Here is a 10,270-nt window from a genome sequence, read left to right as displayed (position 1 = left end):
GTCGGCAAGCCCGAACCGCTCAAGCACGTTCTGTCTGGGGCGTGGTCACGCCGTCACCGATAGCCACGTCGTCTTTCTCCAAACCCGCGAAGCGCGCCCGGTCAGGCGGCGGCGAGCTCGTCGCGGACGATGGCCGCGCCCGCGCTGAGCGCGCTCAGTTTGCCGAGTGCAACATCCCGAGGAAGCGGCGCCATGCCGCAGTTCGTGCTGGGGAGCAGGTTGGCGGCATCGACGAACGCGAGCGCGCGGCGGAGGGTGTCGGCGACCTCCTCCGGCGTCTCGACCGCATCGCTCGCGACGTCGATCGCCCCGAGCATGACCTTCTTGCCGCGGATGAGCTCGATGAGCTCCATCGGCACGTGGGAGTGCTGGCACTCCAGAGAGACGATGTCGATGGCGGAGCGCTGCAGAAGGGGGAACGTCTGCTCGTACTGCCGCCACTCCGATCCGAGCGTCGCCTTCCACTGCGTGTTGGCCGCGATCCCGTAGCCGTAGCAGATGTGCACGGCCGTCTGGGCGCGCAGGCCCTCGGTCGCCCGCTCCAGCGCCGCCACACCCCAGTCCCGGACCTCGTCGAAGAAGACGTTGAAGGCGGGCTCGTCGAACTGGATGATGTCGACCCCGGCCGCCTCGAGTTCTCTCGCCTCCTGATTGAGGATCGTCGCGAACTCCCACGCCAGCTTCTCGCGGCTGCGGTAGTGACGGTCGGCGAGCGTGTCGATCATCGTCATCGGGCCGGGCAGTGCCCACTTGATGGGCTGATCGGTCTGCTCGCGGAGGAATCTCGCGTCGTCGACGAACACCGGCTTCTCGCGGCTCACGGCGCCGACGACGGTCGGCACGCTCGCGTCGTACCGATCTCGGATCCGCACCGTCTCGCGCCGTTCGAAGTCGACGCCGCTCAGGTGCTCGATGAACGTCGTGACGAAGTGCTGGCGGGTCTGTTCGCCGTCACTGATGATGTGGATGCCGCGGCGACGCTGCTCCTGGACGGCGATGCGCAGTGCATCCTGCTTTCCCTCGACCAGCGCGTCGCCCTCCATCTTCCAGGGTGACCACAGGGTCTCAGGCTGCGCTAGCCACGACGGCTTCGGGAGGCTGCCGACGGTGGAGGTGGGCAGAAGTGTGTGCACGATCGGCGGTTCTCCGGTCGTCATCCGATGGGAGCGAGTTCGCGGGCCGCCCACCGCTCCAGGACGTGACCGTGCGGTTTCACAAAATGCTCCTCCGTGTACGTGCCCTGCTTCGCCGCGAGTTGACTGCGCTCGACGCGGTCGTAGGCGATCTGCGTGGGCGAGTAGTCCTGCTGCTCCAGGCTCGGGCGGTAGAGCGCACCCGCGGCCGAGTGGGCGTTGTACATCTCGGGTCGATAGATCTTCTGAAAGGTCTCCATCGTGCTGATCGTGCCGATGAGCTGCAGATCGGTGTAGTCCGCCACCAGGTCGCCGCGAAAGTAGAACGCGAGCGGGGCGACGCCGCCGGGAGGCATGAAGTATCGGACCTGCAGGCCCATCCGAGCGAAGTACTCGTCGGTCAGCGAGTAATCGTCCTGCCGATACTCGACGCCGAGAACGGGATGCCGGTAGTCGGTGCTCCGATACGTTCTGCTCGTCGAGACACTGATGCAGATCACGGGCGGCAGCGGGAATCGATCCCGGTAGGCGTCGGAGTCGAGGAAGTGCCGGAACAGCTTGCCGTGCAGATCGCCGAAGTCCTCGGGAACGGTGAACGCGGCCGCGCCCTCGTTGACCGCCGGCAGCCGCACGCTGAAGTCGTAGTCGCGCAGATACGACGAGAAGTTGTTGCCCACGATCCCGTGGCTGCGGCGCCCCGTGCGTCGATCGACGATCTGGATGTCGAGCACCTCGAGCAGCGGGAACTCCCGATCCGCGCCCTCCGTCGTGAACTGCATTCCCACGGAGACGATCTCGAGTTCGACCGTGTACCGGTCCCGGGTCGGGTTGTCGGCGGCCGCGAGCTCGTTGAAGCGCTGATCGATCATCGCGAGGGCATTGCGCAGGTTCTGTCGGCGGTGCTGACCTCGGGCGAGGTTCGCGAAGTTCGTCGTGATCCGGGAACTCTCCGACGGGGAGTAGTCCTCGTCGAAGCGGGTGGTGGTGATGCTGAACGTGAACTCGCTGTCCATGGTCGGCCAATCCGGTCGGTGATCGGCCGGGGTCGGCCGTGCGGAAGTCGCTACGCACATCGTGCAGGCATCCGACGCCTATCGGGTAACTCGCCCTGACTATCGATGCCTATAGTCTTCACCTATGGCTCGGGCGACAGCATCCATCACCCTGCAGCAGCTGCACTACTTCATCGAGGTCGCCGCCGAGGGCTCGATCAGCGCCGCGGCCGATCTGCTCTACGTCTCGCAGCCGACCATGTCGGCGGCGATGAAGGACCTCGAGGCCCGCGTGGGCCGCGCCCTCCTGCTCCGCTCCGCGCGCGGGGTGACGCTGACCGCGGACGGCGCGGAGTTCCTCGGCTATGCCAGGCAGGTCACCGAGCAGGTCGCGCTGCTCGAGCAGCGCTACCTCGGACGGCCGCCGTCTCGACGCCTGCTCGGGGTGTCGGCGCAGCACTACTCGTTCGTCGTCGAGGCGTTCGTGCGGATGGTCAAGAGCAGCGAGGCGGCAGAGTACGAGTTCTCGCTGCGCGAGACGCGCACCTGGGACATCATCGAGGACGTCCGGACGCTGCGCAGCGAGCTCGGCATCCTCTATCGCAACGACTTCAACAAGAACGTCATCGACAAGCTGCTCCGGGACTCCGGACTCGCCTTCCATCCGCTCTTCCGCGCCGAACCGCACATCTTCATCTCGCGGAAGAACCCGCTCGCCTCCCGCGATCACGTCACCCTCGACGATCTCGCCGGACTGCCGCGGCTCACCTTCGATCAGGGGGCGAACAACTCTTTCTATTTCGCCGAGGAGATCCTCTCGACCCTCTCGAGTGCGCAGGAGATCCGGGTCTCCGACCGTGCGACCATCTTCAACCTCATGATCGGCCTCGACGGCTACACGATCTCGACGGGCATCATCAGCGACGACCTCGACCCGGAGATCGTCGCGATCCCGCTCGATGTCGATGAGCGCATCGAGATCGGCTGGATCGGCCACTCCGCGATCCCTCTCACCGAGCAGGCTCGGCGTTACCTCGCCGAGCTGCGGACCGTCGTCGCGGGCTTCGGCGTGGCGCTGCTCGGCTGACCGCCCCGCCCCGCGCCGGGCCGCACCCGCACGACGACGCGGCCGCCGGCACCACCTCGCAACGGGTGCCGACGGCCGCGGCCGTTCCTCTGATCCGTGCCCCCCGGATCGGATCAGAGATCTAGGGTGATCACATCGGGGGCATCAGCACCGTGTCGATCAGGTACACCGTGGCGTTGGCGGTCTGGACGCCACCGCAGATGACGGCGGACTCGCCGTTGACGACCAGGTCGTCGCCGCTGCCGGTGACCTCGAGGTCGGCACCCTGCACGGTGGTGTGCGTGCCGGGGATCTCGTCAGGGGCGACCTGGCCGGGCACCACGTGGTAGGTGAGGATCGAGGTCAGCAGGGCCGAGTCGGTCTGCAGGGTCTCGATCGTGGCGGGGTCGATCTTCGCGAACGCGTCGTCGACGGGCGCGAAGACGGTGAACTCGTCGCCGTTGAGCGTGTCGACCAGGTCGACCTCGGGGTTGAGCTGTCCGCTGACCGCGGAGACGAGCGTGGTCAGCAGCGGGTTGTTCGACGCGGCGACCGCGACGGGGTCCTGGGCCATGCCCTCGACCGAGCCGGCGCCGTCGGGAACGGCGGCCGCGTAGTCCGCGCAGCCCGCGCCGACGAGGTTGGCGGCCGGGTCCATCTCCATCTCCTCCGACATCGAGGGGGTGCTTTCGGGCTCGGTCGTCTCGTCCTCGGTGGCGGTCGTGGCGCCCATCGAACAGGCGCTGAGCGCGAACGTCGCCGCCACGGCGAGCGACAGTCCGGTGGTGAGGCGCAGCTTCGTACGTGACATGGTTTCCTCCTGTGTGTCCGGGGCGGCAGGCCCCTGCTGTGGCACACCCCCGGTGCGGGGGTTGTCCTTGCCGCTGAGCGGCTTCACAGGCTGTTCGGATCGCCCCCGATATCGGATTGAAGTTTCTTCGAAACGGGGGATGCTGCCCCTCAAGGCCGCGGGAGTGTAACGGTTGGCTCTCGCGGGCGCGATCCCGCGCGCGCGACAGGGACGACGGGCGAACGTGCGGCATGCTGGGGTACATGGTTATCGACGGACTCGACGTGCCCGAGGGCGGCGCCGACCCGGTCGATCACGCCGGCGAACTCCTCGTGCGCATCGCGCAGGGCGACAGGGACGCGTTCGCAAGGCTCTACGACCTGCTCTCGTCGCGGGTGTTCGGTTTGATCCTTCGAGTGCTCGTCGACCGCTCGCAGAGCGAAGAGGTGCTCCAGGAGGTCTTCCTCGAAGTGTGGCAATCCGCCGACCGCTTCGCTCCGAACAAGGGTCAAGGAAGATCCTGGGTGCTCACGATGGCGCACCGCCGGGCTGTCGATCGTGTGCGTTCTTCGCAGGCGAGCGTGGACCGGGACGTGCGGGTGGGCTTCCGGGACATGGAAGTCGCACATGACGGGGTCGCTGAGCACGTGGAGCTTCGGATCGAGGGACAACGGGTCGCAACGGCCCTGAAGACCCTGCCCGACGCTCAGCGGGAGGCGATCACCCTCGCGTACTACGGGGGTTACAGTCAGAGCGAGATCGCGGCGCTCGTGGGGGCGCCGCTGGGAACGATCAAGACACGCATGCGGGACGGTCTGACCCGCCTGAGGGCAGAGATGGGGGTGACGTCATGACGGAGCACGATTTCGCAGAACTCGCCGCGGGGCACGCGCTGCACGCGCTCGACCCTGACGACGAGCGCGCCTTCGTCGCCGCCCTCGCTCAGCATCCCGAATGGCGCCACCACCTCGACGCGGACCGCGTCACGGTCTCGGCCCTCGCCGACGGTGTGCCCGAGGTCGCGCCGCCCGCGGCGCTGCGCGCGGGATTGCTCGACAGCATCCTGACCACGCCTCAGAAGCGGGTGGATGCCGAGCCCGCCGCTGCGGCTGCGGCCTCGGTTCCGGTCACGCAGGCGCCGACACGTCGCGCCGGATGGGGGGCGAGGGCGTGGTTCGCGCTCGCAGCCTCGATCGCCTTGCTGCTGGGTGTGGGTGCGGGTGCGACGATCGTCGCGCAGCAGCTGAACCGCCCCGCGGCCGTGGTGGCGCTCGATCGCATCGAAGCGGCGCCGGATGCGCAGAGCGCATCGACGACGCTGGCCGATGGGGGAGAGGCGACGGTGCACTGGTCGGAATCTCTCGGTGAGACGGTGTTCGTCTCGGCGGGTCTTCCGCCGATCGAGGCCGATCAGAGCTACGAGCTGTGGTTCGTGCGGGGTGAAGAGCCGATCGCCGCCGGGGTGTTCACCGCCGACGATTCGGGCACCGCGACCGCGCTGCTGGCGGGGCAGATGGCGCCCGGCGACACCATCGCCGTGACGGTGGAGCCCGCGGGGGGATCCCCCACGGGGCAGCCCACATCGACGCCGATCGTCGCGATCCCCACCGCGTGAGGCGCGCTCGCGCTCGCCGCGGCCGCGGGTAGCCTGGAGTGATGAGCGACGAGAATCCCGGCTTCCACAAGCCCGTGCGTCGTCCCTCCGAGACCTTCGATCGGCTCTTCGCGGCCGATGATCCGGCCGAGGTCTCGCGTGTCGCGCACACCACCGCCGCGGCACTGCTCTCGCGGGTGCGTGACGAGCCCGATGCGGGCGTGATCGACCGCCTGATCGGCTTCACCGATCGGCACGGCATCGACGACATCGCCGAGCTGTGGTCGCGGTCGCCGGCGCGGACGCTGCCCGGCGCGCTGTGGCGCATCTATCTGCTGCAGTTGATGATCCACGACGACCCGCGCACGGCGGCGCTGCTGTACGAGCGCGGGCGCGACGCGCTGCCCTCCGTCGACCCGGTGATCGCGGGCGCGCCCGCCCCTGCCGGACCGGACGAGCTGATCGAACTCTCCGACGCGATCCTGCGCGGGGTCTTCGACGGCGATTTCGGGGTCGCGCTCGATCGCGCGGCCGCGTTCTGCCGGGTGCAGGCATCCGGTGCCACGCATCTCGCGGACGATTACGAGCCGACCGAACCGGGGCGCTCGAGCGAGCTGACGACCCGCGCGCTGCGCCTGTCGACGTTCGCCGTCGACCTCACGGCGGCGGCGGCGCTGTGGCGGCGCGACGCCCTCACCTGAGTTGCCGCGGTCGTGCCGGATGCGGACACAGTAGTGCCGGGCCGCAGAACGCCTCTCGGCGCATGGCCGCTCATAGCGGCAGAAGATGGAGCCCGGGGTTACTGCGGCCCGGCTATGACAGTCTAACCGAGGTCGTGGGCAGGCTGTTCCGAGCTGCCGGATCGGCGGTCCCGAGCGGCGTGGCGACGCGCGCGTAGGCTCGGGGGATGAGCTGGCGTCACGCGCTTCTGATCGACCCGGCGGCATCCGATGATGCCCGTAGCGACTTCGGGTCGACCTTCGCCGAACACGATCCCGGCGCACCCGCCCTGCTGCTCGGCGACCTCAGCGCCCAGCGCGGCGACGGCGTCTTCGAGACTCTGGGCGCCCTCGATGGAATCCCGCACCAGGTCGAGGCGCACCTCGAGCGGCTCGCGCGGTCGGCCGCCCTCATGGATCTTCCCGCCCCGCACCTCGGGCAGTGGCGGCAGGCGATCGCGCGCGCCGCCTCCGCCTGCCCTCCGGGCGAGGCGACGATCAAGCTCGTCCTCAGTCGTGGCCTCGACGACGGACGCACAGCGACCGCGTGGATCTCGGTCGCGCAGGCACCGGATTTCACCGCGGCGCGGACCGGCGGCATCCGTCTCGTCACCCTCGACCGCGGGGTCGACCGCGACGCCGCGGCCCGCGCGCCGTGGCTGATGCTCGGCGCCAAGACGCTCTCGTACGCCGTCAACATGGCGGCGCTGCGCGAGGCCCGCCGCCGGGGAGCCGATGATGCGCTCTTCGTCTCCTCCGACGGCTACGTGCTCGAGGCGCCGACCGCGACGGCGCTGCTGCGCATCGACGGGATCTACGTCACGCCACCGGCCAGTTCCGGCATCCTGCACGGCACGACGCAGCTGAGCGCTTTCGCCTGGCTCGACGGGCAGGGGATATCGGTGCAGTACCGTGACGTGCCCGTGTCCGAGCTCGACCGGGTCGACGCGATGTGGCTGCTCTCGAGCGTGCGTCTGGCCGCGCCGGTGCGTGAGCTCGATGCGCGTCCCGTGGTCGTGGATGCTGCCCTCACCGCGGCGCTCAACGCCGCACTTCTGGCCCGCACGTCCTGAGCCCCCCTCTGCCTCCCTCTGCCCTCTGCCCCCCGGCGTCCCCGCGGGCACAGCTGCGGACGCGACGGCCGACACGCCGTGCTGCAGGCCGCGCCAGCGGCGTGTCGCGGCACCCCGTCCGCAGCTGTGCACGGCCCTCATCGCAGATGGCGTCCGGCGGCGACACGAGACAGGATGGCGCGCTCGACGAGATCCCAGTCGTGCACCACCATCGCGTAGTCGAACCGCAGCGTGTCGTAATCCCACATCGCCGCGTGCGCGTCGCGCACGAGATCCTTGTGTCGGCTGGTCGCGTCCGCGTGCCCGGCCTTGCCGTCCACCTCGATCAGCAGTCGCTCCCCGATGATCAGATCGATTCTTCCCACACCGGGCACGCGCACCTGCGTGCGCACGCTCAGGCCGTGGCGCCGCAGTCGCAGCCGCACGAGCGACTCCAGCCCGCTGTCGGCGTCGTTGCGTGCGAAGTCGACGATGGGCTGCACGGCCGCGGGCACCGCGGTACGGAGCGCCGCGCGGCGATGAGACGGCAGCATCCGCTTCCTGAGGGCCGATTCGAGGGCGACGAACATCGCCTCGATGCCGCGGCACTGCAGGATCTGAACCAGGATCCGCTCCACCGCCGGCAGGCCGAAGGCATCGGTCGCGCCGCCGCGGTCCCAGTGCTCGATGCACCGGCATCCGTCGTGGGCATAGCGGTGGCCGCCGCGATGCAGACGGACATGCACCCGATCCGGGTCATCGAGCACCCAGAGCCCCAGGTGTCGGGCTGCGCTCTCGCACGTGAGTGCGCCCCCGTGGGCCGCCGCCGCGAGGGTGGGGGTGCAGGTTCCCGCGGTCGCGTAGATACCGCGCCGCACGTGCCGCAGATCGCCGGATGCTGTCTGAGCGGCGACGCTGCGACGACTCGATCCGTCGCTCCTCAGCGCCGCGTACGTCCGGACGAAGGGGGAGGGACCTGTGCACATCCCTCGAGGGTGGAGCCTCCGGCATCCCGCTCCCGGCTCTGGCCGCGCCGCCCGGGGACGTCCCCTCTCACCCCATTCCTGTGGAGGGCTCACCCCCACCCCCACACCCGACCCGCCGCGAGGCATGCACAGCTGCGGACATCTCGGCCGACACGCCGTCTCTCGGGCCGCCCACCCGGCGTGTCGCGGCATCCGGTCCGCAGCTGTGCACAGCCCGCGCAGGCGCGGCACAGACCGCCCGGCCCCCGTGGCACAAAGAAAGACGGGATGCCTCACCCCGAGGCATCCCGTCTGTGCGGCCGCGTCCGCCCCCGAATGGCGGGCGCGTCCCGAAGGGCCTTACCCGAAACGGCCCGAGACGTAGTCCTCGGTGGCCTGCACCGTGGGGGTGGTGAAGATCGACGTCGTGTCGTCGTATTCGATGAGCTTGCCGGGCTTGCCCGTACCCGCGATGTTGAAGAACGCGGTCTTGTCGGACACGCGCGACGCCTGCTGCATGTTGTGCGTGACGATCACGATCGTGTACTCGCTCTTGAGCTCGCCGATCAGCTCTTCGATCGCGTAGGTCGAGATCGGGTCGAGCGCCGAGCAGGGCTCGTCCATCAGCAGCACCTCGGGCGAGACCGCGATCGCGCGGGCGATGCACAGTCGCTGCTGCTGGCCACCCGAGAGACCCGAGCCGGGGCGGTCGAGGCGGTCCTTGACCTCGTTCCAGAGGTTGGCGCCCTGAAGGGACTTCTCGACGAGAGCGTCGGCGTCGCCCTTGGAGATGCGCTTGTTGTTGAGCTTCACGCCCGCGAGCACGTTGTCGCGGATCGACATCGTCGGGAACGGGTTGGGGCGCTGGAAGACCATGCCCACCTGCCGGCGCACGAGCACGGGGTCGACGCCCGCGGCGTAGAGGTTGTTGCCATCGAGCAGCACCTCGCCCTCGACGCGCGCGCCCGGGATGACCTCGTGCATACGGTTCAGGGTGCGCAGGAACGTCGACTTGCCGCAGCCCGACGGGCCGATGAAGGCGGTGACGCTGCGGGGCTCGATGTCGAGCGAGACCCCCTCGACGGCGAGGAAGTCGCCGTAGTAGACGTTGAGGTCGTTGACTTCGATGCTCTTGGACACGTGTTCCTCTGGGTGTTCTCGGGTGAGGTGAAGGGCGGGGCGTGTGGCGCTCAGCGCCCGAACTTGGGGGCGAAGATCCGGGCGATGAGGCGGGCCAGGATGTTGAGCGCCATGACGAGGGCGATGAGGACGAGCGCGGCCGCCCACGCGCGGTTGATGTACGCCTCGGCGGGAATGCCCTGGTTCATGAACTGCGTGTAGGTGAACACCGGCAGCGTCATCATGCGGCCCTCGAACAGGTTGTAGTTCATGCTCGTCGTGAAGCCGGCGGTGATCAGCAGAGGTGCGGTCTCACCGATGACGCGGGCGATCGAGAGCATGATGCCCGTCGTGATCCCGGCGATCGAGGTGGGCAGCACGACCTTGACGATCGTCAGCCACTTCGGCACACCGAGGGCGTATGCGGCTTCGCGCAGTTCGTTGGGCACGAGGCGCAGCATCTCTTCGCTCGAGCGCACGACGACGGGAATCATCAGCACCGACAGCGCGATCGCTCCCATGATGCCGAGGCGGATGCCGGGGCCCAGGAACAGCGCGAAGAGAGCGTAGGCGAACAGGCCGGCGACGATCGAGGGGATGCCGGTCATGACGTCGACGAGGAACGTGATGCCCTGCGCGAGTCGCTTTCCGGCGCCGTACTCGACGAGGTAGATGGCGGTGAAGAGGCCGATCGGGATCGAGATGATCGCCGCCGCGAGAGTGACCAGTACGGTGCCGATGATCGCGTGCAGAGCGCCGCCACCCTCACCGACGACGTTGCGCATCGACTCCGTGAAGAAGGCGGCCGAGAGGCCGGCCACGCCGTTGGTGATCGCCGTG

General features: G+C 68.9%; 11 protein-coding genes. 5 read left to right on the top strand and 6 right to left on the bottom strand.

Going from position 1 to position 10,270, the window contains the following annotated elements; all coding sequences use genetic code 11:
• Positions 1 to 101 precede the first annotated feature (101 nt).
• Together DI573_RS11640 and DI573_RS11635 are read right to left on the bottom strand one after the other, a co-directional pair.
• Positions 102 to 1,133, bottom strand: coding sequence for a methionine synthase (locus DI573_RS11640; RefSeq protein WP_292814338.1), 1,032 nt, complete (start codon positions 1,131 to 1,133; stop codon positions 102 to 104).
• 20 nt (positions 1,134 to 1,153) lie between these two features.
• Positions 1,154 to 2,146, bottom strand: coding sequence for a putative oxygenase MesX (locus DI573_RS11635; protein ID WP_292814335.1), 993 nt, complete (start codon positions 2,144 to 2,146; stop codon positions 1,154 to 1,156).
• A 124-nt stretch (positions 2,147 to 2,270) separates the two neighbouring features.
• Here DI573_RS11635 and DI573_RS11630 point away from each other — a divergent pair, with 124 nt between their 5' ends.
• Positions 2,271 to 3,212, top strand: coding sequence for a LysR family transcriptional regulator (locus DI573_RS11630; RefSeq protein ID WP_292814333.1), 942 nt, complete (start codon positions 2,271 to 2,273; stop codon positions 3,210 to 3,212).
• A 130-nt stretch (positions 3,213 to 3,342) separates the two neighbouring features.
• On the opposite strand, the gene DI573_RS11625 is transcribed toward DI573_RS11630, so the two are convergent.
• Positions 3,343 to 4,002 (bottom strand): fasciclin domain-containing protein, encoded by a 660-nt coding sequence (locus tag DI573_RS11625; protein ID WP_292814330.1) that lies wholly within the window; start codon positions 4,000 to 4,002, stop codon positions 3,343 to 3,345.
• A gap of 230 nt (positions 4,003 to 4,232) precedes the next feature.
• Here DI573_RS11625 and sigK point away from each other — a divergent pair, with 230 nt between their 5' ends.
• The 4 genes from sigK (at position 4,233) to DI573_RS11605 (ending at position 7,367) form a co-directional block, all read left to right on the top strand.
• Complete coding sequence (gene sigK / locus DI573_RS11620) at positions 4,233 to 4,835, top strand: ECF RNA polymerase sigma factor SigK (protein ID WP_292814326.1); 603 nt, start codon at positions 4,233 to 4,235, stop codon at positions 4,833 to 4,835.
• Complete coding sequence (locus tag DI573_RS11615) at positions 4,832 to 5,596, top strand: anti-sigma factor (RefSeq protein WP_292814324.1); 765 nt, start codon at positions 4,832 to 4,834, stop codon at positions 5,594 to 5,596. Before sigK ends, DI573_RS11615 begins: the two co-directional genes overlap by 4 nt.
• Positions 5,597 to 5,637: 41 nt before the next feature.
• Positions 5,638 to 6,276, top strand: a complete 639-nt coding sequence (locus tag DI573_RS11610) for a DNA-directed RNA polymerase subunit beta (RefSeq protein ID WP_292814321.1) — start codon at positions 5,638 to 5,640, stop codon at positions 6,274 to 6,276.
• Positions 6,277 to 6,482: 206 nt separating this feature from the next.
• Entirely contained in the window at positions 6,483 to 7,367 is an 885-nt protein-coding gene (locus DI573_RS11605; protein WP_292814319.1) for an aminotransferase class IV, read from the top strand.
• A 137-nt stretch (positions 7,368 to 7,504) separates the two neighbouring features.
• Here DI573_RS11605 and DI573_RS11600 read toward each other — a convergent pair whose 3' ends face one another.
• From DI573_RS11600 to pstA, 3 genes are all read right to left on the bottom strand, one after another.
• Positions 7,505 to 8,332 carry a hypothetical protein gene (locus tag DI573_RS11600; protein WP_292814316.1) on the bottom strand — a complete coding sequence of 276 codons (828 nt, stop codon included), beginning with the start codon at positions 8,330 to 8,332 and terminating at the stop codon, positions 7,505 to 7,507.
• A 339-nt stretch (positions 8,333 to 8,671) separates the two neighbouring features.
• Positions 8,672 to 9,451, bottom strand: coding sequence for a phosphate ABC transporter ATP-binding protein PstB (gene pstB, locus DI573_RS11595; protein ID WP_292814313.1), 780 nt, complete (start codon positions 9,449 to 9,451; stop codon positions 8,672 to 8,674).
• 50 nt (positions 9,452 to 9,501) lie between these two features.
• A partial coding sequence (pstA, locus tag DI573_RS11590) for a phosphate ABC transporter permease PstA (protein ID WP_292814310.1) occupies positions 9,502 to 10,270 on the bottom strand: 769 nt, incomplete at its 5' end.

Source organism: Microbacterium sp., assembly GCF_003248605.1.
GTDB lineage: Bacteria > Actinomycetota > Actinomycetes > Actinomycetales > Microbacteriaceae > Microbacterium.
The sequence above is the reverse complement of the archived record's forward strand: the minus strand, read 5'-3'. Positions and strand labels throughout refer to the sequence as shown.

Excerpts from the sequence above, each read along its gene's own strand:
- DI573_RS11635 (WP_292814335.1), bottom strand. The coding sequence starts at position 2,146 with ATGGACAGCGAGTTCACGTTCAGCATCACCACCACCCGCTTCGACGAG.
- DI573_RS11630 (WP_292814333.1), top strand. The coding sequence starts at position 2,271 with ATGGCTCGGGCGACAGCATCCATCACCCTGCAGCAGCTGCACTACTTC.
- DI573_RS11625 (WP_292814330.1), bottom strand. The coding sequence starts at position 4,002 with ATGTCACGTACGAAGCTGCGCCTCACCACCGGACTGTCGCTCGCCGTG.
- sigK (WP_292814326.1), top strand. The coding sequence starts at position 4,233 with ATGCTGGGGTACATGGTTATCGACGGACTCGACGTGCCCGAGGGCGGC.
- DI573_RS11615 (WP_292814324.1), top strand. The coding sequence starts at position 4,832 with ATGACGGAGCACGATTTCGCAGAACTCGCCGCGGGGCACGCGCTGCAC.
- DI573_RS11610 (WP_292814321.1), top strand. The coding sequence starts at position 5,638 with ATGAGCGACGAGAATCCCGGCTTCCACAAGCCCGTGCGTCGTCCCTCC.
- DI573_RS11605 (WP_292814319.1), top strand. The coding sequence starts at position 6,483 with ATGAGCTGGCGTCACGCGCTTCTGATCGACCCGGCGGCATCCGATGAT.
- DI573_RS11600 (WP_292814316.1), bottom strand. The coding sequence starts at position 8,332 with ATGTGCACAGGTCCCTCCCCCTTCGTCCGGACGTACGCGGCGCTGAGG.